The sequence below is a fragment of the Colwellia sp. BRX10-3 genome (assembly GCF_014077505.1).
Lineage (GTDB): Bacteria > Pseudomonadota > Gammaproteobacteria > Enterobacterales > Alteromonadaceae > Cognaticolwellia.
Genome location: NZ_JACGWA010000001.1, coordinates 809637 through 833744, shown reverse-complemented (window position 1 = coordinate 833744; position 24108 = coordinate 809637). Strand labels below are relative to the sequence as shown.

The 24108-nt window shown below is 38.6% G+C and carries 24 protein-coding genes; 12 read left to right on the top strand and 12 right to left on the bottom strand.

Annotation, left to right across the window (positions count from 1 at the left end; all coding sequences use genetic code 11):
• The first annotated feature begins 16 nt into the window (after positions 1–16).
• The 4 genes from H4J38_RS03660 to H4J38_RS03645 are packed head-to-tail and all read left to right on the top strand — an operon-like array spanning position 17 to position 1556.
• Positions 17–301 (top strand): putative quinol monooxygenase, encoded by a 285-nt coding sequence (locus H4J38_RS03660; RefSeq protein ID WP_182129523.1) that lies wholly within the window; start codon positions 17–19, stop codon positions 299–301.
• A gap of 24 nt (positions 302–325) precedes the next feature.
• A complete protein-coding gene (locus tag H4J38_RS03655) occupies positions 326–694 on the top strand; it encodes a hypothetical protein (protein ID WP_220465403.1) in 369 nt (122 codons plus the stop codon).
• 52 nt (positions 695–746) lie between these two features.
• Positions 747–1364, top strand: a complete 618-nt coding sequence (locus H4J38_RS03650; RefSeq protein WP_182129519.1) for a DUF2238 domain-containing protein — start codon at positions 747–749, stop codon at positions 1362–1364.
• 3 nt (positions 1365–1367) lie between these two features.
• A complete protein-coding gene (locus H4J38_RS03645; protein ID WP_182129518.1) occupies positions 1368–1556 on the top strand; it encodes a hypothetical protein in 189 nt (62 codons plus the stop codon).
• 50 nt (positions 1557–1606) lie between these two features.
• On the opposite strand, the gene H4J38_RS03640 is transcribed toward H4J38_RS03645, so the two are convergent.
• Positions 1607–2146, bottom strand: a complete 540-nt coding sequence (locus H4J38_RS03640; RefSeq protein WP_182129516.1) for an NADPH-dependent FMN reductase — start codon at positions 2144–2146, stop codon at positions 1607–1609.
• Positions 2147–2290: 144 nt separating this feature from the next.
• On the opposite strand from H4J38_RS03640, the gene rluF reads away from it, so the two are divergent.
• Both rluF and H4J38_RS03630 read left to right on the top strand, forming a co-directional pair.
• On the top strand, positions 2291–3247 hold the full coding sequence (rluF, locus tag H4J38_RS03635) for a 23S rRNA pseudouridine(2604) synthase RluF (RefSeq protein WP_182129514.1): 957 nt from the start codon (positions 2291–2293) through the stop codon (positions 3245–3247).
• Between the two features lie 30 nt (positions 3248–3277).
• Positions 3278–3904, top strand: coding sequence for an FMN-binding negative transcriptional regulator (locus tag H4J38_RS03630; RefSeq protein ID WP_182129512.1), 627 nt, complete (start codon positions 3278–3280; stop codon positions 3902–3904).
• 42 nt (positions 3905–3946) lie between these two features.
• Here H4J38_RS03630 and H4J38_RS03625 read toward each other — a convergent pair whose 3' ends face one another.
• The 3 genes from H4J38_RS03625 to uvrA form a co-directional block, all read right to left on the bottom strand.
• Positions 3947–4867, bottom strand: a complete 921-nt coding sequence (locus H4J38_RS03625) for a spermidine synthase (RefSeq protein WP_182129510.1) — start codon at positions 4865–4867, stop codon at positions 3947–3949.
• Entirely contained in the window at positions 4860–5537 is a 678-nt protein-coding gene (locus H4J38_RS03620) for a fused MFS/spermidine synthase (RefSeq protein ID WP_182129509.1), read from the bottom strand. The genes H4J38_RS03625 and H4J38_RS03620 overlap by 8 nt, the downstream gene beginning before the upstream one ends.
• A gap of 134 nt (positions 5538–5671) precedes the next feature.
• Complete coding sequence (uvrA, locus tag H4J38_RS03615) at positions 5672–8518, bottom strand: excinuclease ABC subunit UvrA (RefSeq protein ID WP_182129507.1); 2847 nt, start codon at positions 8516–8518, stop codon at positions 5672–5674.
• 321 nt (positions 8519–8839) lie between these two features.
• On the opposite strand from uvrA, the gene H4J38_RS03610 reads away from it, so the two are divergent.
• A complete protein-coding gene (locus H4J38_RS03610) occupies positions 8840–10204 on the top strand; it encodes an MFS transporter (RefSeq protein WP_182129505.1) in 1365 nt (454 codons plus the stop codon).
• A 42-nt stretch (positions 10205–10246) separates the two neighbouring features.
• Here H4J38_RS03610 and H4J38_RS03605 read toward each other — a convergent pair whose 3' ends face one another.
• Complete coding sequence (locus H4J38_RS03605; protein ID WP_310733436.1) at positions 10247–10846, bottom strand: hypothetical protein; 600 nt, start codon at positions 10844–10846, stop codon at positions 10247–10249.
• A gap of 153 nt (positions 10847–10999) precedes the next feature.
• Here H4J38_RS03605 and H4J38_RS03600 point away from each other — a divergent pair, with 153 nt between their 5' ends.
• Positions 11000–13030 (top strand): NADPH-dependent 2,4-dienoyl-CoA reductase, encoded by a 2031-nt coding sequence (locus H4J38_RS03600; RefSeq protein ID WP_182129503.1) that lies wholly within the window; start codon positions 11000–11002, stop codon positions 13028–13030.
• Between the two features lie 290 nt (positions 13031–13320).
• Entirely contained in the window at positions 13321–14652 is a 1332-nt protein-coding gene (gene pssA, locus H4J38_RS03595) for a CDP-diacylglycerol--serine O-phosphatidyltransferase (protein WP_182129501.1), read from the top strand.
• A 93-nt stretch (positions 14653–14745) separates the two neighbouring features.
• Here pssA and H4J38_RS03590 read toward each other — a convergent pair whose 3' ends face one another.
• Positions 14746–15501 carry an ABC transporter substrate-binding protein gene (locus H4J38_RS03590; protein WP_182129500.1) on the bottom strand — a complete coding sequence of 252 codons (756 nt, stop codon included), beginning with the start codon at positions 15499–15501 and terminating at the stop codon, positions 14746–14748.
• A gap of 127 nt (positions 15502–15628) precedes the next feature.
• A complete protein-coding gene (locus H4J38_RS03585; protein WP_182129499.1) occupies positions 15629–16327 on the bottom strand; it encodes a 2OG-Fe(II) oxygenase in 699 nt (232 codons plus the stop codon).
• A 216-nt stretch (positions 16328–16543) separates the two neighbouring features.
• On the opposite strand from H4J38_RS03585, the gene H4J38_RS03580 reads away from it, so the two are divergent.
• Both H4J38_RS03580 and ssb read left to right on the top strand, forming a co-directional pair.
• A complete protein-coding gene (locus H4J38_RS03580; RefSeq protein WP_182129498.1) occupies positions 16544–16936 on the top strand; it encodes a thioesterase family protein in 393 nt (130 codons plus the stop codon).
• 293 nt (positions 16937–17229) lie between these two features.
• Positions 17230–17910, top strand: coding sequence for a single-stranded DNA-binding protein (ssb, locus tag H4J38_RS03575; protein WP_404842584.1), 681 nt, complete (start codon positions 17230–17232; stop codon positions 17908–17910).
• Between the two features lie 181 nt (positions 17911–18091).
• Here ssb and H4J38_RS03570 read toward each other — a convergent pair whose 3' ends face one another.
• The 5 genes from H4J38_RS03570 to H4J38_RS03550 all read right to left on the bottom strand — a co-directional run bounded on the left by H4J38_RS03570 (position 18092) and on the right by H4J38_RS03550 (position 22605).
• Positions 18092–18487: a hypothetical protein gene (locus H4J38_RS03570; RefSeq protein ID WP_182129496.1), complete on the bottom strand. Its 396-nt coding sequence runs from the start codon at positions 18485–18487 to the stop codon at positions 18092–18094.
• Between the two features lie 22 nt (positions 18488–18509).
• Positions 18510–19406: a TIGR01777 family oxidoreductase gene (locus H4J38_RS03565; protein ID WP_182129495.1), complete on the bottom strand. Its 897-nt coding sequence runs from the start codon at positions 19404–19406 to the stop codon at positions 18510–18512.
• A gap of 291 nt (positions 19407–19697) precedes the next feature.
• The gene (locus H4J38_RS03560; RefSeq protein ID WP_081150193.1) at positions 19698–19889 is read right to left on the bottom strand and encodes a hypothetical protein; all 192 of its coding nucleotides are present in this window, start codon (positions 19887–19889) and stop codon (positions 19698–19700) included.
• A 171-nt stretch (positions 19890–20060) separates the two neighbouring features.
• Positions 20061–21197, bottom strand: coding sequence for an anhydro-N-acetylmuramic acid kinase (locus H4J38_RS03555; RefSeq protein ID WP_182129493.1), 1137 nt, complete (start codon positions 21195–21197; stop codon positions 20061–20063).
• Position 21198: 1 nt separating this feature from the next.
• Positions 21199–22605, bottom strand: a complete 1407-nt coding sequence (locus H4J38_RS03550) for an OapA family protein (protein WP_220465402.1) — start codon at positions 22603–22605, stop codon at positions 21199–21201.
• Between the two features lie 190 nt (positions 22606–22795).
• Between H4J38_RS03550 and tyrS the strand changes: the two genes are divergently transcribed.
• Positions 22796–23995: a tyrosine--tRNA ligase gene (gene tyrS / locus H4J38_RS03545; protein ID WP_182129492.1), complete on the top strand. Its 1200-nt coding sequence runs from the start codon at positions 22796–22798 to the stop codon at positions 23993–23995.
• Positions 23996–24108 lie beyond the last annotated feature (113 nt).

Genomic DNA, 24108 nt, shown 5'->3' with positions numbered 1-24108 from the left:
TAATTGAGAGGATACTATGAGCATAGTACGGGTTAATGAATTTACTGCCGCTGCAGAAAAGTCAGCTGAACTTTTTGCTTTTTTACAAGCATTAGTGCCTTATATCTCAGGTGCTGAAGGTTGTGTTTCTTGTGAATTATTAAAGCATCATGAGCATGGGGATCAATTTATGATAATTGAACGTTGGGATTGCATTGAAAGCCATCAGCTTGCTATTACTCATTATCCCCAAGAAGATATGCAAGCGGCAATGAGTTTATTTGGTGCCGCGCCTAAAGGAAGTTATTACAAGCAAGCGTAATATTAAATGCAGGCAATTTTTCCTATGATATTTATCATTATATTTGGTCTCACGATGATAGCGTTAAGTGTGTTGATGATCATAAATCCACAGGCTTTTTCGGATAGTATTATTAAGTTTAGCCAACAAAGATATTTTCATGCTTTCGAAATTATGAGTCGCTTATGTTTTGGTGGGATTTTTATTTATTACTCAGCACTGACGTCGGCGCCAACAATAAATGCGGCACTGGGTTACTTAATGATATTTGCCGCAATATTTTTACTGGTAATTGGCGCTAAGAAACACCGAAAATTTGCCTTGTGGTCAGCGCAGAAATTTAGCGCTATGTTTCGGTTTTGCGGTGTGTTCTCTTTTATTTTTGGTGGTTATATTGTCTACACCGCCATTTAAGATTCCACTACTGCCTGGCTAGGGTTCTTTCATTGATTAAATGGTGAGTAAAATGTTAAAAATTCTCTGGTTAACGCTCTTTTTTGTCGTCTTAACTTGGTCAGGTATTGGGCCAAAAGATCAATTTACTTGGTTTTTAGAAGTATTACCGGCGCTTATCGGTTTAGTGCTGATGGCGATAAGTTTCAAGCGTTTCCCGCTAACGCGTTTACTTTATAATTTTATATTATTGCATTGCATCGTATTAATGGTTGGCGGCCACTATACCTATGCCGAGGTTCCATTGTTCGATACCATCGCTAATTGGATGGGTTCTGAGCGTAATAATTACGACAAAGTAGGGCATTTTTTCCAAGGTTTTGTGCCCGCTTTGCTTGCCCGTGAAATTCTTATTCGCAAAGGCATTGTTAATGGTACCGCGTGGTTAAACTTTATAATTGTATCTATTTGCCTAGCCTTTAGCGCATTTTATGAATTGATAGAATGGTGGGTTGCCGTAGCTTCAGGTGAAAATGCTGAAGCATTTTTGGGTACACAAGGTTATATTTGGGATACACAGTCGGATATGGCATTAGCGTTATTAGGGGCAATTATTTCAATTATTGTTTTAGCTAAATATCATGATAAACAATTGGCCAAAATGAGTGTATCAGTAAAAATTAACGAGTAAGAAATGAAAGTAAATCAGTCACTATTAATGTTATCAATAATGATATTGACACTTTCTGCTTGTGGCTCTTTGTCACTTAGCAATAGAGGTGGAACAATTAAAGTTGAAAATAAACCCAAACAACCCAACGTGATCGTTAATGAAAATGTAAAAGATAATATGAAGAGTAACACTACAGAAAAAGATAAATAAAGCGGTAAGACCTAAAGCCTTAAAACTCATCTTTAGGTCTTGGTTTGCGGTTATGCTATTAAAAGTTTTACAGCGGCCGTTAATTTCTGATGCAACTCATCGTTAGTTAACTTAGTATTTTCCATGTCAAAGTTATCAAAAAAGCTTGGCACAGATAATGAGGCTTTCACATCTCCAGCAAAATAAGGCGCTGAACCTAATGCTGCGGCTAACACACTAGCTGCTCCGCCTGGCCCAGGAGATGTTGCTAGTAATAACATCGGCTTACTTTGAAAAAGTTTTTGATTAATCCGTGAGGTCCAATCAAATAAATTTTTATAGGCGGCACTGTAACTGCCGTTATGTTCAGCAAATGAAATGATAATGGCATCACTTTCACCTAGCTTATCAAAGAAAGCTTTTGCTGCTTCAGGCTGGCCTAGCTCAGCTTCTTTGTCTTGGCTAAATAGTGGTAATTCAAAGTCGTTTAAGTCGAGAACCTCTACTTTAATATTTGCCTGAACTTCAGTAGCTAAATACCCTGCATACTTGGCAAGTTGCTTATTGATTGATTTACTACTGGTGCTGGCACCAAATGTGACTATTTTCATATTTACACCTTATTAATACGGTTGTTTAGAGGGTTTTTAACGGCTTTTAATATCATTACTCTACAGTGTGACAAAAGTTAGGTAAAATAGCTTTAATCAAATGTAGAACTTACAATTATTTACTGCTCTTATTTAGGATAGCCAGTGTCAAGTTACGAAAAACGTCTCAACAAATATATTAGCGACTCAGGTTATTGTTCGCGTCGATTTGCCGATAAGTTAATCGAAAATAATCGTGTCACCATTAATGGCAAAGTACCAGAGCTTGGTACTAAAGTTGTTTCAGGCGATAGAGTTTGTATTGACGGTAATGAGATTAAAGCCAGCGACAGTAATCATACTGACCGTGTTTATATTGCTTATAACAAGCCAGTAGGTATTACCTGTACGACAGAGCGACATGTTAAAGGTAATATTATTGACGCTATTGGCCATACTAAACGTATATTTCCTATCGGCCGTTTAGATAAGCCATCAGAAGGCTTGATTTTTCTCACCAGTGACGGTGACATTGTTAATAAAATACTGCGTGCTGAAAACGCTCACGATAAAGAATATATCGTAAAAGTTGATAAGCCGATTAGTGAACGTTTTATTGAACGTATGTCTAAAGGCGTTCCAATTTTAGGCACCATCACCAAGACCTGCATTGTTAAACCTGAGAGTAAATTTGTATTTAGTATTATTCTCACTCAAGGTCTGAATCGACAAATTCGTCGTATGTGTGAATACCTTGATTATGAAGTTATCGAACTGCAGCGTTCGCGCATTATGCAAGTCGAGCTTGGTAAGTTGCGTCCAGGAGAATGGCGCGACTTAACTGCGAGTGAAATGGCTGAGATAAATACCGCGGTGGCAGGTTCTCGTAAAACCGCGCTCGATGATGACTTTATTGAGCGAGAAGCTAATGAAGATGATTTTACTGAAGTAGAAATTAATCATGACGCTGCAAAAGTCGACATTACAGATATTAAGCACGCCAATAAAACCATTACGTCTAAATCACCGGCTTCTTCACGCACCTTAACTCGTATCGATGTGAAAAAACCAGTAGCAACATCAACAGGTAAAAAACGCTTAAGTTTGAAAAAGAAAAATTAATTTTATCTGAATAAAAGGTCATTCGGTATTATGCATGTTGAAGAAAAATGGCGCTTAACTGAGCAAGAACAAATCTTTTTATTTATTGAAAAATATAGTTTTGCAACATTAGTATCTCCGTCTCTGCAGTCGAGTCATTTACCATTAATGTTAGATCGTAGTAATCATTGTTTAATCGGGCACTTTGCTCGAAATAATCCACATTGGCGTGAACTTGCTGAAGATATTGTTAAACAGCACTTAGTGATATTTAATGGCCCGCATGGCTACATTTCTCCAACTTGGTATCACAATAAACCTGCGGTACCCACATGGAACTATGCGGCAATACATATCAAAGGTTGTGCTGAAATACTCAGTGCAGATGATACGACACAAGCACTTGATTCGCTTATGCACAAATATGAACCTGAGTTGCTAGTTAAGCGTGATGTGGTAAGTGCAGATTATCAAAAAAAATTATCTAAAGGTATCGTTGGCTTTAAAATTTCAATCGATATTATTGACGCCAAAGCTAAGCTGGGTCAGCATCGCTCAATTGCAGATCAACAAGGCGTAGCTGCTGCACTTAGGAAATCTTCATCTGCTGATCATCAAGCACTAGTTGATTACATGCATGAATTAAAACTGGGCATAGGCGAGCCTGATAAAACTTAATATTTTTAACAGCCTATGCCACTTTAACCCTACTATCTACGCTTAATTTTTTAAATTCAATAAGTTTGCTGGCGAATACTGATCGGTTAATACTGGTGAGTTTTTCGGCCAATCTTGAGTTGTGGTTGTTGAAATCATTTGGCGGCTAATTTCAGTGATATCGACATTAAATGGTAATAATTTCTCGCTCAAGGCTTTAGCGCGTGCCGCTATAATATCATGGGTAGGCAAGGGCTTAGCACTGGCTAATATGATGCGATTACTGTTGTTACTATTTCTAACGTTAAAGAAATCGCCAAATACAGATTTATAAGTCGCCGATTCGTAAGTGTACAAATCACTGACCGAAAATGTATTTGCTGCTAACACACCGTTTTCGCTGAGTAAGTTTTTAGCTTCTTGTAAAAACTCTTGTGTCATTAAATGTTCGGGTATGTAGTCACCATTGAAAGCGTCGAGGATTATCCAATCGTATTTTTGTTTCTTAATCGACTCGCGTTTAACAAAAATACGTCCGTCTTGTGCCACTGCAGTAATATGGTCGTTTTCTAAAAAGCTAAAGTAGTTGCGTGCGACTTTAATTACCGCTGGATCAATTTCAACATTGGTAATGGTAGCCTTCGGATAAATGTGGTGTAAGGCATTCGACATAGTGCCACCGCCTAAACCAATAATTAAAATACGCTCAGGGTTAGGATTTATTAATAAACTCGAAAATAACATTTTGGTGTAGTTAAAAACTAAGCGTTGTGGGTCGTCCACTAACATACAGCTTTGCTGAGTTTTTGTGCTTCTCACATTGAACTTTAAGCAGCGTAAGCCTTTGTTCTCCTCGACTAATATGTTGCGATATAACGAACGTTCACTGTGGATAGTTTTGGCAATTACTTTCGTACTTAGGCCTAAGCTTATGAGCAAAGCACTGACAACACCGATAAGGAGAGTAAAAGATAATTTATTCATGTGCTGCTTCCTGCAGGGTAATCGAACTATTATTACTATTGTTTTTTTGCTGATTTACACGATTGAAAATCATCGCACTGACACCAAGCACAATAAGAGCAGTGCTAAACACCATAATGATGTCGTTAACCTCAAACAGTAAAACCAAATAGAAAGAGGTAATAATAGTACCTAGTGCACTGCCTAGCGTTGATACAAAGTAGAGAAAACCGGCGACTTGGCCACTTTTATCTTTATCGGTAACTAACAAGCGTACCGAGTAAGGTGAAATCATGCCCAGGATGACTGTTGGCACAAAGAACAAGGCCATTGACGCGAGGAGAGAGCCATAACGGGTATCTTCAACAGCAAGGAAAATAGCCTCCATTAACCATTCTGAAGAAAATGCCACTGGCAAAACAGCGATACCGGCAAAGATGAAAATTAGCCCGTAGCGATTTAAAGACGCGTTTTTTGTGGACAATTTGCCACCGGCTAAATAGCCAAAAGATAAACTCAGCATAAATACTGTGATTATACTGCCCCAAATATGCACACTACTACCGAAAAATGGCGCTAAAATTCTGCCGCCTAATAGCTCAATGCCCATAATGCAAAAGCCACTAGAAAAGGCCAGTAAATAAATTAGCGGGTTTTGCCAAGGCACATTATTATTTTTTTTATTAGTCATTTAACCTACTGCTTTAGATTTTCATTCAATTGAGATTAGTCATATTAAACATAACTTCTATCAGATGCTAGATACAAAAAAGGCTTGTTACAAAAAACAAGCCTTTAGGAAAGTCATCACGATTGATTCTTATGTCACTTTTTAGCTGATTTCTCTTTGGCTAATAACGGCTTTAAGAAACGCGCAGTATGCGAGCCTTTATGTTTAGCAACTTGCTCTGGTGTACCGGTAACTAATATTTCGCCACCACCTGCACCGCCTTCTGGACCTAAATCTATTACCCAATCAGCGGTTTTTATTACATCTAAATTATGCTCAATCACCACAATGGTATTACCATGATCACGTAAGCGGTGGATCACATGCAATAACTGTTTAATATCGTGGAAATGCAAACCCGTGGTGGGCTCATCTAGAATATAAAGAGTTTTACCCGTATCTCGCTTTGAGAGTTCTTTAGACAATTTAACCCGTTGTGCTTCACCGCCTGAAAGTGTTGTCGCGGATTGTCCAAGCTTGATATAACTCAAACCAACGTCCATTAAAGTTTGTAATTTTCGTCTTACGGCTGGAATAGGTGAGAAAAATTCAAAAGCATCTTCGATGGTCATATCTAGCACTTCATGAATGCTCTTGCCTTTGTATTTTACTTCTAAGGTTTCACGGTTATAACGCTTACTTTTACAGACATCACAAGGCACATATACATCGGGCAAAAAATGCATTTCAACTTTAATTAAGCCGTCACCTTGGCACGCTTCACAGCGTCCCCCCTTAACATTAAAGCTAAAGCGACCCGGTTTATAACCCCGTGAGCGTGATTCTTGCGTAGCTGCAAAAATATCACGAATGGCGGTAAAAATACCGGTGTAAGTTGCAGGATTAGAACGCGGTGTTCTCCCAATTGGGCTTTGGTCAATATCGATAACTTTATCGAGTAAATCTAAACCGATAACCTCTTTATGTGGCGCGGGTTCTTGTGTGGTTGCACCATTTAATTCAATGTGAGCAAGCTTGTATAAGGTATCGTTAATCAGGGTTGACTTTCCTGAGCCTGACACGCCAGTAACACAGGTCATTAAGCCATTTGGAATAACTAAATCAACATTTTTTAAGTTATTGCCGGTAGCGCCTTTAAGCTCAACTACATTTTTTTTATCAAACGGTATTCTGGTTTTAGGTATTTCAATGCGCTCTCTACCCGATAGGTACTGGCCAGTAAGTGAGTCTTCACACGCTAAAATATCGTCAACATTACCTTCGGCAATAATATGACCACCATGAACGCCTGCGCCAGGTCCAATATCAATAACATAGTCAGCGGCGCGAATAGCATCTTCGTCGTGTTCCACCACGATAACAGTATTGCCTAAATCACGTAAATGGATAAGGGTTTCTAATAAACGTTCATTATCACGTTGATGCAAACCAATTGACGGCTCATCTAAAACGTACATTACCCCCACTAAACCGGCACCAATTTGGCTAGCTAAACGAATACGCTGTGCTTCACCACCTGATAACGTACCAGCAGCGCGGGACAAGTTAAGATAATTTAAGCCGACGTTAACTAGAAAGCCTAAACGGTCGCAAACTTCTTTAAGAATCTTTTCGGCAATTTGTCCTTTTTGCCCTGTTAACTCTAATCCTTGAAAAAATGTTAAGGCGTCAGCAATGGCATATTCAGCTACTTCAGTTAATGGCGTATCACCAACAAATACATTACGTGCTTCTAGGCGTAATCGGCTACCTTTACAGTCAGGGCAGCTTTGGCTATTAAGATATTTAGATAGCTCTTCTCGCACCGCGTTAGATTCGGTTTCGCGATATCGGCGATCCATATTATTTAAAATACCTTCAAACGGATGTTTGCGAATAACAATATCACCACGATCATTCATGTATTTAAATTCAATTTCTTGTTTACCACTGCCTTTTAAAATCAGTTGTTGAGTTTTCTCATCTAATTCACTAAAGGGTAATTCTAGGGGAAATTGATAATGTTCAGCTAAGGCTTGCAGCATTTGAAAATAATAAAAATTACGCTTATCCCAACCACGAATAGCGCCACCGGCTAAACTTAATTCTGGGTTGGTAATTACGCGACTTTTATCAAAATATTGTTGATTGCCTAAACCATCACAAGTTTGGCATGCCCCTGCTGGGTTGTTGAAAGAGAACAAGCGTGGTTCTAATTCTTGCATGCTGTAGCCACATTTAGAACAGGCAAAATTAGCCGAGAAAACGAGCTCCTCTCTTTTAGGGTCATCCATAAAGCCGACTTTTACTGTACCTGAGGTAAGTGAAAGTGCGGTTTCGAAAGATTCAGAAAGGCGTAATTGAATGTCTTCACGCACTTTAAGGCGGTCAACAACCACTTCAATCGTATGCTTTTTATGTAACTCTAGCGTTGGTGGATCTGATAAATCACAGACTTCACCATCAATGCGGGCACGAATATAACCTTGTGCGGCAAGGCTATCTAATAATTTTACATGCTCACCTTTACGGTCTTGTAGCACAGGTGCTAGCACCATAACTTTAGTGCCTTCGTCGAGTTCTAAAACCCGATCGACCATTTGAGAAATAGTTTGTGCAGCTAGTGGTAGATGGTGATCCGGACAACGCGGTTCACCTACGCGGGCATAAAGCAAACGCAGATAATCGTATATCTCGGTGATAGTACCCACGGTTGAACGCGGGTTATGTGAAGTCGATTTTTGTTCAATTGAAATAGCAGGAGACAAGCCTTCGATATGGTCAACATCGGGCTTTTCCATCAAGGATAAAAACTGGCGAGCATAAGCAGAAAGTGATTCTACATAACGTCTTTGCCCTTCAGCGTATAAAGTATCAAAGGCTAATGAAGATTTGCCTGAGCCGGAAAGACCTGTGATAACAACTAGCTTATCGCGAGGAATATCTACATTAATATTCTTTAAGTTATGAGTGCGCGCACCCCTGACTTCAATTTTCTTCATAATGACTTTTTGACCAGTTAACGCCCGAGAATCGTTATACGAAATATTTGTATGCAAAGATCAGACTGATTGTAAATTACCTTATGTTATACCAAGATTTAACATAACGATTAACCATAAAACATTCACCAAATAAGGTTGTTTTTACAGTCAATTACACTAAACGTTGTTACTATCTGAGCATAAAGTTAGAACCGAACATTATCGCACAATTTTTAATCCTAATTCATCTTAAATCTCTGTTTTTGTTCATTCGGAAGCCGTGTTAAGATATGCCCGTTTATATGCCCGCTCCCAACAAATTAAGAGTTAACAACCTTCATGAGTGCATCCGGTTTAAATAGTATCGAGAAAAAGGCCGCCATATCGCTGGCGTCAGTGTTCGGCTTGCGGATGCTAGGTTTGTTTATGATTTTGCCTGTTTTTGCCATTTACGGTGAAGAACTTATCGGCTATAGCCCTATTTGGCTTGGCTTAGCGATTGGTGCTTATGGTTTAACGCAGGCGTTGCTACAAATTCCGATGGGAATTTTATCGGATAAATTTGGTCGTAAACCGGTAATTTTAGCGGGATTAGTCATATTTTTTCTCGGTAGTGTTGTAGCAGCAATGTCAGACACTATTTATGGCGTAGTGCTTGGTCGTGCGTTGCAAGGCACAGGCGCGATTGCCAGCGCAATATTAGCATTAGCGGCAGATTTAAGTCGTGAGGAACAGCGCCCCAAAGTCATGGCAACTATCGGCATGTTTATTGGTCTATCGTTTACTATCGCGATGATTATTGGCCCGATAGTCGCACAGGCATTTGGTTTAAGTGGTTTGTTCTGGTTTATTGCTATATTAACGATTTTTGCCATGCTAACCATCCAATTTATAGTACCTAATTCAATTAATACCGCGCCAAAAGGTGACAATGTTGCCCTGCCATCAAAACTAGGTAGCTTAATTCGTGATGGGCAACTGTCACGTTTAAATTGGGGTGTATTCATTTTACACATGGCGTTAACCGCTTGTTTTGTTACTTTGCCCAAGCAATTTGTCGCTAATGGTTTAGCGCTTGAACAGCATTGGCAGCTTTATTTACCGACGCTAATAGGCTCATTTTTTTTGATGGTACCCTTTATGATCATTGGATTGAAAAAGCAAAAAGAAACCCAAATGTTTAGCGCCGCTGTTGCCTTGCTAACGTTAGCTTTATTATTGCTTTGGTACCTGCCAACTAGCATGACAACATTAATTGTATTAGTGATGATGTTTTTTACCGCTTTTAATTATTTAGAAGCGACCATGCCGTCAATATTATCGCGCATTGCACCTGCCGGTGTTAAAGGTAGTGTGATGGGAATATATTCTAGCAGCCAGTTTTTAGGTGCTTTTGCTGGCGGTATTTTAGGTGGTTTTATTGCCGGCGAATTTGGTGAGCAAACTATATTTCTTGTTACCGGTTTATTTGCGCTAGTTTGGTTGCTGTTAACATTGGGCATGAAGCCGTTGAAAAAATCTAAGGCTTATAGTTTTTCAACCAGTATTATTAATGATGAAAAAGCACGTGAAATCGCACTGAAACTCAGTGAAATGCCCGGCGTAATTGAAGCAACTATCATGCATGAAGAAGCAGTTGCATATTTAAAAGTAGATGACAAAATCGCTGATCTTCCGAGCATAAAAGCCTTACTTAATGAATAGTAGTTACGCTTAAAGCAGTCATATCAAGCCGAAAAATGCGTTTTAATTCACCATAATGATGAAATCAGCAATACGCTTTTCGGCTATTTTTATATTTACTTCATCGTCTAGAACTTTTCCCATCATGCCAGCGCCTAAAGGTGACTCTGGCGTAATAACAACGATATTAATAGTATCGTTAACTAGAGTTAACTTGCAGCGATAACCGCCAGCTACTGGCGCAAGAAAAAACCACTGCTTTTTATCAATATCTTTTTCTAACTGTACGACTGAACCTATATTTATCTTCTGCTTAGGCTTTAACGCTTCTAAAGGGATATTTTGTAAGCGTTTGATGGCGTATTTAATTTCATCCACCCGCCTTGATTGGCCCTCTGCCAAATAACTTTGCTCGATAGCTAAGGTGTCGTATTGTGTTTCTGCCACGGATTGATCGTCGGTAGCGGCTTTATGAGCATTATTTGCTGCAACTAATGCGAGCGCTAATTCTTGTGTCAGCTGTTTAGTTACTTGGTTAATAATGATAGTTTTATCGAGGTAAATAAAGATTCTCCCTAATGCTGCTCCGTATTGCTTTAACGCAGCATACTGAGAATATAGTGAAAGTAAACCCGTGCTTTGAGCTATCTTACATTCAATCACTGACACCCCTATCTGACAGGTGTCAAAATAAAGCTTGAGTTTTACCTTAGTAGCAGATATTTTATATACTCATTGGTTCGACCAAAAAATATGAACTAGCTTTACACAATACCATTGCTATCAATTAGAATAACAACCAAAAAGTGACTTAATATGAATGATAATGCTGCCTTTCCACATTTATTAGCGCCATTAGATTTAGGCTTTACCTCCTTAGCTAACAGAACCTTAATGGGCTCAATGCATACCGGTCTTGAAGAAGAAAAAGGCGGTTTTGATAAACTCGCAGCATTCTATCAAGCGCGCGCAAAAGGCGGTGTAGGTTTGATTGTTACTGGCGGTATTAGCCCAAATTTACGGGGGCGTTTAGCGCCTATGGGTTGTGAGCTGAGTAAATTTTGGCACGTAGGTAAGCATAAAAAAATCACCGAAGCTGTTCATAAATATCCAACAAAAATTTGTTTGCAGTTATTACATGCAGGCCGATATTCGTATCACCCGTTTAGTGTTTCAGCCAGTAAAGTTAAGTCACCGATTAATCCTTTCACGCCTAAAGCAATGTCAGTACGCCAAATTAAAGGCACGATTAAAGATTTTGCCCATTCGGCAAAGTTGGCAAAAAGAGCGGGTTATGACGGTGTTGAAATTATGGGTTCTGAAGGTTATCTCATTAACCAATTTAGCTGTGTAAAAGTCAATAAACGTACCGATGAATGGGGCGGCAGCATTGAAAATAGAATGCGCTTAGCAATTGAAACTATTCGCGCTGTGCGAGCAAGTGCTGGTGACGATTTTATTATAATATTCCGTTTATCCATGCTTGATTTAGTTGACGGCGGCAATAGCTGGCAAGATGTAGTTACTATGGCAAAAGCGGTTGAGGCCGCAGGTGCGACATTAATTAATACCGGTATTGGCTGGCACGAAGCGCGTATTCCTACTATTTCAACTTCAGTGCCTCGTGCCGCATTTACTTGGATCACCGAGCGAATGAAAAAAGAGGTATCTGTACCATTAATTACCACAAACCGCATTAATACCCCTGAAGTGGCAGAAAAAATACTGTCTTCAGGACAAGCTGATATGGTGTCGATGGCGCGACCATTTTTAGCGGATGAAAACTTTGTCGCTAAAGCTGCAGCAAATAAAAGTGATGAAATTAATACCTGTATTGGTTGTAACCAAGCGTGTTTAGATCACGTGTTTAACCAGCAACGTGCGTCATGTTTAGTTAACCCAGTCGCGTGTTATGAAACCGAACTGACTTTTGAAAAAACAACGGCTAAGAAGAAAATAGCCGTTGTGGGTTCTGGCCCTGCAGGCTTAGCGTTTAGTGTTTATGCCGCGCAACGTGGTCATAGTGTTGAAATATTTGACCGTGGTAGTGAAATTGGCGGCCAGTTCAACTATGCCAAACAAATACCGGGTAAAGAAGAGTTCTTTGAGACCTTGCGTTACTTTAATAAGCAAATTGAATTGCTTGGTATTACACTACATTTAAATCAAGAACAAAGCGCAGAGCAGTTAGCTGCTGCCGGCTTTGATGAAATTGTACTCGCAACGGGCATTGTACCCAGAGCGTTGGATATAAAAGGTATAGATCACGAAAAAGTAAAATCTTATATTCAAGTATTACGCGATAAAGAACCTATAGGTAAGCGCGTTGCTATTATTGGCGCAGGGGGTATTGGTTTCGATGTTGCTGAATTTTTAGTTGAAGAAGAGTCGTTGACGACAAACCCTGACAAATGGTTAAAAAGTTGGGGCGTAGATAAAAACTATCAAGAAAATGGGGGTTTATCAGGTAACCCTGTTCAAGAAGCGCCAAGTCGTGAAATTTACCTACTACAACGTAAAGCCAGTAAAGTAGGAGCAGGTTTAGGTAAAACTACTGGTTGGATTCATAGATCTACATTACAAAAAAATGGGGTGAAAATGCTGGCAGGTATTACTTATCAAGAAGTTAATGATGAAGGATTAGTTATTTCTGTTGATGGTGAGCAACAAACCCTGAAAGTAGACAACATTATTATTTGTGCAGGACAAGAGTCTGAACGCAGTCTTTATAACCAGCTGCAAGCTCAAGGCGTAAAAGCACACCTGATTGGCGGGGCAAATGTTGCTGCAGAGCTTGATGCAAAAAGAGCTATTAGACAAGCAGCAGAACTCGCAGCAACAATATAACTTTAAATGCCTCACTCAAAAAATTAAGGTGTTGTTCAAGCGCTATAAAAGCTTGAATAGCACCTTAATTTGTTGGTTATGAGCAAAAAACAGGTCAATATAATTAACAATAGTGATAGTTTACGGCAATATAGTTAAAGTGTTGCGCATGCGGACATTAATATTTCTCAACTCGCAGAAGATCTTGCGGTACAATTAGCTCAGTTTACTTTGAAAAAATAGTTATCTAAATTGAATGAATAATAATAAAACAACTAATTTAGCCATCGTGCTAGCGGATAACCGATAATATGGTCACCGTTAATTCTACCGCTGGAATTGCCGCCACAGATATAGATATTGCCCACAGTGCAGCTGACTTTAAGCAACTACTATTGGCAGAAATTGCCCAAGCAAAATCACGTATTTACATTTCTGCGCTTTATATTCAAGACGATGCGGCTGGCAGAGAAGTACTTGATGCTTTATACAACGCCAAACAACAAACCCCAACATTAGACATTTGTTTGTTCGTTGATTTTCATCGCGCACAACGTGGTTTAATTGGTGAAAAAGAATCTGGCGGTAATCGTGACCTCTATTTAGCGCTTGAACAGCAACATAAAGTGTCGATTAATATTTATGGTGTGCCGGTAAAGCGCAAAGAATTACTTGGCGTTTTACATTTAAAAGGTATGGTGATCGACAACGTGCTGCTTTATACCGGCGCGAGTATTAACGATGTTTACTTGCAGCAAACCGAGCGTTATCGTCTTGATCGCTACTACCGCTTAAATAGCCAAGCGCTAGCGGATAATTTTTGTCAGTATCTTCAACGTTACTTTATTGATTCAAGTTTGGCACCGCTATTAAATCAGGGCGAGTTGCCAGACAGCAAAATAGTAAAACGCAATATTCTTCGTTTAACTAGGTTATTAAAATTATCAAAATATAGCCCGTTTAGTGCTGATAAAAATGCTAATAACCGTGCTGATATTCAAGCAGCTATGTTTGTAGGTTGTGGACGAAGAGGCAATCAACTTAATCGTGTCATTCGAGATTTAGTACGCAGCAGTCGTAACACCTTAGTAATTTTTACACCTTATTTTAACTTACCTAAGCCTTTGTTAAGAGATTTAGATGCTGCACTAAAGCGTGGCGTAAAGGTAACTTTGATTGTGGGGGATAAAAAAGCTAATGACTTTTATAACGCCGATGAAGCAACATTTTCAACGGTTGAGATTGTGCCTTATATTTATGAGCGTTTGTTAGCAACTTTCTTATCACGACGTCAAAAATATTTAGACAATGGCACTTTATCACTGAAGCTTTGGCAACACGATAATAATAGCTTTCATTTGAAGGGTTTAGTGGTTGATGAACGTTATCACTTGTTAACGGGCAGTAATTTAAATCCGAGAGCATGGGCACTAGATTTAGAAAATGGCATTTTACTTGATGACACAAAAGGCCAGTTGATAGAAAAATTTAATGCTGAATTTCAACGTATTACCCAACACACAAAAATAGTACGTAAGCTAACAGATATTGAAAGTGTAAAAAGCTATCCTGAGAAGCCGCGTAAATTACTGAAAAAATTGCGTATGACCCAAGTTGATCGCTTACTAAAACGTTTTCTTTAACGGTAACTTTTAGTTTTTTGTAGCAATTTTATAGGTTACCACTTAAAAGCATAATGATGTCATTATGCTTTTTTTATTTGTGTGTCGATAATTTTACTTGAGCGTTTGTAAGGGCTGCGGGAGTGGTAATAGGGTATAGAGTTCGGCATGTAGATACTCTTCCTCGTTAAGGAAGTATTGTTTTAATTTGTCATCTGCAACCAACTTGATAATTTCTTGGTCATAATGTTTTTGCAGCTTTTCGCCTTTAGATGAATGCGTAAAGGCCAAATATAATCGTTCTTCAGTCCCTATAACTTGGTGGCTGAAACGGTTTTCAGGGTCTGCTAAATATAAATTTGTACGATAGCAAATAGCGGCGTCAACGCGCTTTTTATCAATCAGTCTTACAATGTTATCTATGTATTCTACGCCATAAAAGCGACTTGTGATGGGCAAAAATTTCTGTAAGTCGTAATCTTTTTTACCCGCGATGGTGAGCCCTGCTAGGTCATTAGCTTCGCTTATGTTATGTATGTTTTTATCAAAAATTGCGTACAGCGGATATTCAATATCTAGGTGATGTTGAGGGAAAATTAGTTTGCGATTCGTGTCTTTATAGCTGCCAACAAGCACATCTGCTCGTCCTGTTTCCACTAAATTTAAGGCACGGCTCCACGTCGTAGAGATGAATTTTAATTGATATTGCTCGCCATACACGGCTCTGACAATATCCCAGTAGGTACCTGTACCATCAGCGTTGGTATATTCTTGCCATTCTTCGCTCGCCACTGTTAATACGGGTAAGGGTTGTGCTGCAAAGCAATGGCCCATGAAAAAGGCAGCGATACATATAATTATTTTATCCATAAAATATTAATTAGTCCCATTAAAGGTAGTTTAACAGTTCAATATTGCTGCAACTCTAAAATCATCATAGCTTTTTTTTTTGATAAAATGTTAAAGTAATTGGCCTGTTCGCAGTAAAGTCATCATACTAACTTGCGGTATAAATTTGCTGTGCTGGATTAAAGCTCATCCAAGACGTTAGCACGTATTTATTAGATGAAATAGGTATATTTCCTCGGTGCGTATGAGTAAACCCGCATGGAGCAATAATCATACTGCCTGCTTTAGGCTTAATGCTTTTATTTTGATAATAAAAGTCTGTTTCACCGCCTTCCTCAACGTCATTTAAATAAATTATAAACAGTAGCACTCTATGTAGCGCTTTGTTCTCGCCAAGTTGTGGAAAGATCTCTGAGTGCCAATAGCCATAATTACCTTTTCCTTGCTCATAACGTTGACCGTTTACCGGAGCTAAGTTAAACAAATACTTTACCAAGTTAAATAAGTTTGGCTTGCCTACTTCTTCAAAATTATCGACCGTTAATACTACAGGTTGCTTGGTTTTAGGGTGTTGAACCGTTAATGAAATACCGCCAATTAAGCTAAAAAAATATTTACCAATATAATCGGTAATATGCTCACCGCAGGCTTGTAAAATTGTTTGCAGTGCAGGCTGAAATTCAGCATGTTGATTGAGGTAAATATCTTGACTGAGCTTTTTAGTGGTATCAACACCGCTACCGGTTCGCCCCGCAACTTTATGTTTGCTGTTATCAAAGTCCAAAATAAATTTTTTACAAAACTCTGGACTTAATGCGTTGGGATATACTTCAATAAAATCTGTCATGGTTATATTCTTATTATTAATCTGAGCTTAGCATACAACAAACTGTGACTAATTTAATTACCTTGTTGAAAAATCTCTGTAGAATGTTGTGATAATTTTTATTTATTAAGTGCTTTTATGTTTATTGCAAACGAATGCAACAAGTGAAATATCAAAAAACATAATGCCTTGTTATTTATATAAAAATATTACAATACAACCATGTAGAGAATAATAATGATTAAAGAAAGTATAAAACCAAGATTTTGCGAAACTGATGGATTAGGTCACATCAATAATACAGTAGTTGGACAGTGGTTTGAAGGTGCTAGAGATCCAGTATTTAAATGGTTTACACCCGACCTAAACTTAAAGAATTGGAAATTAATTTTAGCTAAAACAACGGTAGAATTTCATGCTGAGCTGCAATATGGCGCTGATGTTGAATTAAAAACTTATATTAGCCGTATTGGTAATAGCTCGTTTGATGTTTATCAAGAAGCTTGGCAAGAAAATAAAAAGTGTGCCTCGGGTACGGCTGTTATGGTGCATTTTGACCATCAAACTAAAAAATCACAAAAAATTTCAGAGGCGACAATCAGTAATATGAAAGCGCATTTTATTGATTAATAAGCACAAGCAGTAGCCTCAATAATTTGTAAAACTACAACTTATAATCACGCAAGATTAGCCGTGGTAAAAGCCACAGTTTGATCTGGCAATATTTAAATTCAAGTAAGTAGTAATTTGCTTATGAGAGATAAAATATTTCAGAAAAAAATCGTGTAAACCTAGCGTAATTTTTTACCCATAGTGATAGAATCTGGTTATTGTTATTAAAAATAAATATTCTGAGCGAGCTGACGCTTAGGTAGTGTTAAATAAGTAAAGTATCACTTTACTGCAAATATAGGATTTTGTTCATGGCTGGTGTCAATAAAGTAATAATTTTAGGTAATTTAGGAAAAGACCCTGAAGTACGTTTTATGCCTAATGGTGGCGGGGTTGCTAACCTTACTATTGCAACTTCTGAAAGTTGGAAAGACAAGCAAACGGGTGAACAAAAAGAAAAAACAGAATGGCACCGTGTGGTAATGTTCGGAAAACTAGCTGAAATTGCCGGCGAATATTTAAAGAAAGGCTCTAAAGTTTATATTGAAGGTGCTTTGCAAACACGTAAGTGGCAAAACCAACAAGGCCAAGATCAATATACAACTGAAATTGTTGTTCAAGGCTTTAACGGTACTATGCAAATGTTAGATTCTCGTGGTGGTAGTGGTGCTGGCGCAGGTGGTTTTAATCAACAAGCTGCACCGCAACAATCAGGTGGTTTTCAACAACAAGCTGCTGCTCCACAACAAGGTGGTGGATTTAACCAGCAAGCGGCGCCACAACAGGCTTATAATAAACCTGCACAGCAAAGCGGTGGTTTTCAACAACCTGCTGCACAACCATCAAGCTCACAACAGTCAGGTGGTTTCCAACAACAGTCAGCGCCGCAACAGTCTGGTGGTTTTCAGCAGCAAGGTGGCTTCCAACAAAATGCACCTAAAGTAAACCCACAAGAACCAACAATTGATTTTGATGACGATATTCCGTTTTAATTTGAAATAAAACAGTTTTTGTAGGATAAATTATTTAAAAAAGGTGAGCTTATGCTCACCTTTTTGATTTAATATTTTGCAATTATTTAGTTATGATTGAAAAATTACTCAGCCACTAGCTGGGGTAATACAATAAGAATGCCAGATTGGTGGGATATTTATTAGTTTAAAATTTAGGGTACTAGGTTAATTGGGTTGTTAACCAAGCTTTAGCTGCCTCAGTTGAGTCAAAAATTTGATTTTTAAGTCCTGCTTGATCATAGACCTTCTTGAAAATACTTTTGGTTATTTTTGGTGAGTCGCTCAAGCCAGAATGTAAAGCAAGCGCTTTTGTTGGACCTTTTCGCACTAAATTTAAATGATAATCTAAGCCATTTTTGGTGGCTAAAGAGTCACCTTTTAATATGAGTAATATGGCAAAATTGTGATAATCAACGTCGTTTAAAATAATATTAGAAAGTTCTTGGTGCATTTGTTTAAAGAACTCTAAATTCCATGGCCCTGTAGCATCTATGGTAATGATGCTACCTTCAACAACAAAACTGCACTTACCGTGTGGAAAAAATTCTGCTTTCAAGCTAATGCCTCATATTTGTTGTTTATGACATAACTAATAGTTGTTTTAAGGCTATCTGTAAAGACGGATATTGAAACTTAAAATGATTATTGAGTAGTTTTGTTGGTAATACATTCTGGCCATATAAAATTAAATCTGCAGACTCTCCCATTAATATTCGCAATACAAAGCCAGGAACTTTGAACATACACGGACGCCCGAGCACAGCGCTCAAGGTTTCTGAAAATTCTTGATTACACACCGGCGATGGTGCGGTGGCATTTATAGCTCCAGACAGCGAAGTTTGGTAAATGGCAGCGAGTAAAACTGCAACCATGTCATCAATATGTATCCATGACATAAATTGCTGTCCGCTGGCAATGGGGCCACCAAGGCCTAACTTGAATGGGGGTAACATTTTTTGCAAAGCACCACCATTATTGGCTAAAACAATGCCGGTTCTGATAAGACAAACGCGGGTATCATCTGATTCAGCTTGTAAGGCTATTTCTTCCCATTTTTGGCAAATATGATGACTAAATTCGTCATGTATATCTTGGTAGCTCTCATCGATTTCTACAGCGCCTTGGCGACCATAAAAGCCGATGGCACTACCTGAAATAAAACTGTGTGGTGGTTTTAGCGCTGTTTGTATTTTTTCAACCAAGCTCTGGGTTATCTGCCAGCGACTTTGGCAAATAATATCTTTTTGTACGTTGGTCCATCTTTTGTCAACAATGGCTTCACCGGCTAGATTAACCACAACATCAAGCTCATTAAAGTTAACTTCATCAATTGAGACGATTAGTTCAACCTTATCAGGCAGGAGTTTAGCGGTTTTTTCGGGATTACGAGTTAGAACAATAATACGATCGGCATTCAAATGTTGGATCAGTGCTTGCCCTATTAGGCCACTACCTCCGGTGATCAAAATATTCATTATTGCTCCTTGTTTGAATCAAATCGTAATTTATTACTAGTCACTTTTTAAATATCTGTGCAGTTCGCTATGCATTTTGGGGTTCTGTCGTTAAATTAACGGTTTGTTATCAGTGCGTAATTAAGTATCTATGTAGTATGTATACAGACAGCTTCAATTTATGGATCACTTATAAACGATACTTCAGAGATAACTATAGCAGGGTAATGCGGTTAGAAATAAAACGTTGGCAATAAAAAAAGCTCCTGTAGGAGCTTTTTTTTACTAGGCGAGTCGAATATAAAAACTTACTTAGTAGTAGGTATCTTCTTTATTGTGCGCTTGAGGATCTTCAATAATCTCTTCAAAGCCGACTTCAAAACTGTTGTTACTATCGGTATTTGCCATGTAAATAGTGCGGGTTGAACCATCGATCCAAGTAACAGTGCCGCTACCTTTTTTACTGCCGCATTTCATACCAATATGTATGTCGTTAAATTCCATCGTTTCCTCCTCGTTTGTTGTCGAACATCGAACCGTGCTTTCGATTAAGCAAACTATGTTATTACTTAGAATATCTATTTTGATAATAGTTCAAATATTCTGCAGCTAACGTGCTTTTTTTCGACGGGAACGCTTTATTATAAAGAGAAAATTATTCAGATCTAGTCATTTTTAAGGTTTGGCACTAATACCTAAAACAGCCGGCTTGCTAGCCCCTGTTACCGCTGGAATGTTGCCGAAAATATTTTTATCAAATGCCAAGGCTAACCAGGCGAATGCCATGGCTTCTAATGAATCACTATTTATATTTTTTGTATGAGTATTCACTATTGAATGCCCGGTAAGCTTTTGATTTAATAGTGAAACTAAATAGTTGTTTTCTATGCCGCCACCACAAATATATACGTCAGACTTCGTACTTAGTTGATTGATTTCTTGTGCAATTGTTTCAGCAGTTAATGCGGTTAATGTTGCTTGAATATCGGCAGGCTTTAAGGTGCTTTTTTCTATGAATTTTGCCAACCATAGGGCATTAAAATACTCACGGCCGGTGCTTTTAGGGGCGGGTTGAGCAAAGTAAGGGTCGCTTAACATTGCCTGAAGTAAATTATGGCAAATGTTACCTGAATTGGCCCATTGGCCTTTTGTATCATATCGCCCTGATTGATGCTGAGCAAACCAATAATCCATCAAAGCGTTGCCTGGACCGGTGTCAAAACCTGTGGTTTTATGTGGTGTATTTGAGGGCAAAAAGGTGATGTTAGCAATGCCGCCAATATTAACTACAAAAACATCTTTCTCCGTTGAGCCAAAAATAGCTTGATGAAAAGCAGGCACTAATGGCGCGCCTTGGCCGCCTAAGGCAATGTCTTTCGTTCTAAAGTCACCCACCACACGAATATCGGTTAATAATGCTAAGGTTTGTAAACAGCCTATTTGCAAGGTAAAAGGCGTTGATATTTGTTGGTTTTTAACTGGGCGATGTCGAATAGTTTGCCCATGACAACCAATGGCCTTGATATCCGCGGCAGATAAATTTTCTTGCTGTAAAAATTTTATAATCGCTTGAGAAAATTGTTGCGCTAACTCGATATCTAGGCTGCCAGCACGGTCTATTTCATTGGCGCTAGTGTTGTATAAGCTCATTATTTTTTGTTGAGTGGCGTTATCGTAAGCTTGATAATAACTGGCGAGTAAATTGGCTCCGTTAGCTAGTTCCGGCTGATCATCAAATTCGACCAGCGCAAGATCAATACCGTCGGCGCTAGTACCTGACATTAAGCCAATATAACGCAATTTATTACTCATATTATTTTGTGTTACCTGTGCTTGATTGCATGGTGACCATCATATGGCGCGAACTAGATAATTCTGCAATACGTTGTTTCGATATTACATCAAATGCTGGTCTATATTTCTGACTAATAGGTTTAGCGTCAGGCAATTTCACCGTTCTAGGATTGCGATGCACACCGTTAAGTAAAAACTCATAATGTAAATGCGGCGCTTGCGACATTCCTGTTGAGCCTACGTAGCCTATAACTTGACCTTGTTTTACCCGTTCACCTTTTTTAACCGCTCGTTTAGAGAAGTGTAAATACTTGGTAACAATGCCATTACCGTGTTGAATAAAAACATAATTACCGTTGTATTTATTGTAGGTTGAATCGGTAACCCTACCATTACCTGCGGCTACTACCGGCGTACCTTTTTTAGCACTGTAGTCTGTGCCGTTATGTGATTTCCAACGCTTTTGAATCGGGTGAAAGCGGTTGCGCTTAAAGTTAGAGCTAATATAACGAAAACTTACTGGCGCTCGCAAAAACGCTTTGCGCATACTTCGGCCATCGGGTGAATAGTACTCATCGTCGGTAAAACGAATGGCTTGAAAAGATTCGCCTTGGTTGATAAATTCTGCCGCCAATATTTTGCCCGTGCCGATAAAGTCGCCTTCAACATATTGGTTTTCATAGATTACATTAAAGCTGTCACCCTCACGAATATCCATAGCAAAATCAATGTCCCAGCCAAATACATTCGCTAAGCTGATAATCTGACCATCATTTAAACCTGCTGAAGACGCAGCATTCCAAAAATTAGCTTTAATCGTGCCTCGAGCAATAGCTTCACGAATCTCAACGCTTTTGCTTTCTTTGTAGGCGTGATATTGCTGATTCTGTAAATTGACGAATAAAGTTTCATACTTTGAAAGCGGATACTCAAGTGAAACTAAGTTACCTTCATTGTCTTTACCGATACGCATAATGTCGCCGACACTGAGTTTCTTCAGTAACTCACTGTCATCACCTTCTGCGGTGATCACTTTATGGGTTGTAGTGGCATTTAAGCCATTGCGTTTAAATATTTTTGCCAACGAGTCGCCACTTTTTACTTCGACTGATTGCCAGTCTAATTGGGCAGCGTCTTCTTCAATATTACTGGGCAGAACCCGTATTGGCTCTTGAATAATATTTACGGCTTCGATTGGTTGAACAGGTAATTCAATATTAGTCAGCTTATCAAGGTTATTTGCTTGCTCTGGCATAACGACTTGATAGCGCTGACCCGCTTTAAATTCGCCATTACTACTTGACGTTACTTGCTTACTACTTTCTAACGGCACTATTAATAAAAATAACACTACAACAACGCATGAAGTAATAATTATTTTATGCTGTTTTGGTAAGGCAAAATATAAATTTTTTATATTTTTCAAAAAGCTAAGACCTATAAATGAAATTTTAATACGAAAACTGTCGTCTACTATAACAAAATAATATCGCCCTAAACAATGATAGGGTTTTCACCGCAGTTAAAATTACAGTAGAATTCGACAATAAATTATAAATATCAACCAAACTCATTGATTAATCCGTTTGGTCTATACCTCTTGTTGGAGCCTAGTAATGTCAGATGTAAGCCAAGCGTTTGAAGAGATAAAACGCGGTGCGGAAGAAATTCTGTTAGAAGATGAATTGTTGGAAAAGTTGAAAAAAGGAAAACCGCTAAAAATTAAAGCGGGTTTTGATCCAACAGCACCAGATTTACATTTTGGTCATACCGTATTGATAAACAAGTTACGTCAGTTTCAGCAATTAGGTCATGAAGTTATTTTCTTAATTGGTGACTTTACCGGCATGATCGGTGACCCAACGGGTAAAAATGTCACCCGTAAAGCACTAACTAAAGAAGATGTTTTAGCAAACGCTGAAACTTATAAAGAACAAGTGTTTAAAATTCTCGATCCCGCTAAAACTACGGTTGCTTTTAACTCTACGTGGATGGATAAACTGGGCGCTGCAGGTATGCTAAAGCTTGCTTCACGCCAAACCGTTGCACGTATGATGGAACGAGATGACTTTAAAAAACGCTACAACGGCGGCCAAGCCATTGCCATTCATGAATTTATGTATCCGTTAGTGCAAGGCTGGGATTCTGTTGCTTTAGAAGCGGATGTTGAATTGGGCGGCACCGACCAAAAATTTAATTTATTGATGGGTCGTGAACTGCAAAAATCTGAAGGGCAACGTCCGCAAACCGTGCTTATGATGCCTTTGCTAGAAGGCTTAGATGGCGTGCAAAAAATGTCTAAGTCACTCAACAACTACATTGGTATTACTGATGCGCCGAACGATATGTTTGGTAAAATCATGTCGATATCTGATGATTTAATGTGGCGCTACTATGAGCTGTTAAGTTTTAAGCCGATAAACGTTATTAATGGTTATAAAGAACAAATTGCCGCAGGCTCTAACCCGCGTGATGTGAAAATTGACTTAGCAAAAGAGTTAATTGAACGCTTTCATGACCATGCAGCAGCTGAAGCAGCTCATCAAGAATTTATTAACCGTTTTCAAAAAGGTGCTGTGCCTGACGATATAGCAGAAATTGATGTAGTGAGTGAAAATGGTGAAATTGCCATAGCTAACTTATTAAAAGAAGCCGGTTTAGTCGCAAGCACCTCGGAAGCTATGCGGATGATAAAGCAAGGTGCGGCTAAAATTGAAGGTGAGAAAGTTGTCGATAATAAGCTAGTGATCAGCGCTGGTTCAACGGCAATATATCAAGTGGGTAAACGTAAATTTGCTAAGGTTACTGTAAGTTAATTACGGTAAGACCCTATAAAATTTACTTTTAAATAAAAGCCAGTCAACGAGACTGGTTTTTTTATCAGCAGCTTAAATCAGTTTACTTAGCCTTCAGTTATAATAGTTTACCT

What these genes read in the sequence shown, in the direction of transcription:
- H4J38_RS03560 (WP_081150193.1), bottom strand. Translation starts at nt 19,889, where the DNA reads ATGGAATTTAACGACATACATATTGGTATGAAATGCGGCAGTAAAAAA.
- H4J38_RS03580 (WP_182129498.1), top strand. Translation starts at nt 16,544, where the DNA reads ATGATTAAAGAAAGTATAAAACCAAGATTTTGCGAAACTGATGGATTA.
- H4J38_RS03590 (WP_182129500.1), bottom strand. Translation starts at nt 15,501, where the DNA reads ATGGATAAAATAATTATATGTATCGCTGCCTTTTTCATGGGCCATTGC.
- H4J38_RS03600 (WP_182129503.1), top strand. Translation starts at nt 11,000, where the DNA reads ATGAATGATAATGCTGCCTTTCCACATTTATTAGCGCCATTAGATTTA.
- ssb (WP_404842584.1), top strand. Translation starts at nt 17,230, where the DNA reads ATGGCTGGTGTCAATAAAGTAATAATTTTAGGTAATTTAGGAAAAGAC.
- H4J38_RS03610 (WP_182129505.1), top strand. Translation starts at nt 8,840, where the DNA reads ATGAGTGCATCCGGTTTAAATAGTATCGAGAAAAAGGCCGCCATATCG.
- H4J38_RS03655 (WP_220465403.1), top strand. Translation starts at nt 326, where the DNA reads ATGATATTTATCATTATATTTGGTCTCACGATGATAGCGTTAAGTGTG.
- H4J38_RS03650 (WP_182129519.1), top strand. Translation starts at nt 747, where the DNA reads ATGTTAAAAATTCTCTGGTTAACGCTCTTTTTTGTCGTCTTAACTTGG.
- H4J38_RS03630 (WP_182129512.1), top strand. Translation starts at nt 3,278, where the DNA reads ATGCATGTTGAAGAAAAATGGCGCTTAACTGAGCAAGAACAAATCTTT.
- tyrS (WP_182129492.1), top strand. Translation starts at nt 22,796, where the DNA reads ATGTCAGATGTAAGCCAAGCGTTTGAAGAGATAAAACGCGGTGCGGAA.
- H4J38_RS03625 (WP_182129510.1), bottom strand. Translation starts at nt 4,867, where the DNA reads ATGAATAAATTATCTTTTACTCTCCTTATCGGTGTTGTCAGTGCTTTG.
- H4J38_RS03640 (WP_182129516.1), bottom strand. Translation starts at nt 2,146, where the DNA reads ATGAAAATAGTCACATTTGGTGCCAGCACCAGTAGTAAATCAATCAAT.
- H4J38_RS03555 (WP_182129493.1), bottom strand. Translation starts at nt 21,197, where the DNA reads ATGAGTAATAAATTGCGTTATATTGGCTTAATGTCAGGTACTAGCGCC.
- H4J38_RS03660 (WP_182129523.1), top strand. Translation starts at nt 17, where the DNA reads ATGAGCATAGTACGGGTTAATGAATTTACTGCCGCTGCAGAAAAGTCA.
- H4J38_RS03565 (WP_182129495.1), bottom strand. Translation starts at nt 19,406, where the DNA reads ATGAATATTTTGATCACCGGAGGTAGTGGCCTAATAGGGCAAGCACTG.
- uvrA (WP_182129507.1), bottom strand. Translation starts at nt 8,518, where the DNA reads ATGAAGAAAATTGAAGTCAGGGGTGCGCGCACTCATAACTTAAAGAAT.
- pssA (WP_182129501.1), top strand. Translation starts at nt 13,321, where the DNA reads ATGGTCACCGTTAATTCTACCGCTGGAATTGCCGCCACAGATATAGAT.
- H4J38_RS03645 (WP_182129518.1), top strand. Translation starts at nt 1,368, where the DNA reads ATGAAAGTAAATCAGTCACTATTAATGTTATCAATAATGATATTGACA.
- H4J38_RS03585 (WP_182129499.1), bottom strand. Translation starts at nt 16,327, where the DNA reads ATGACAGATTTTATTGAAGTATATCCCAACGCATTAAGTCCAGAGTTT.
- H4J38_RS03620 (WP_182129509.1), bottom strand. Translation starts at nt 5,537, where the DNA reads ATGACTAATAAAAAAAATAATAATGTGCCTTGGCAAAACCCGCTAATT.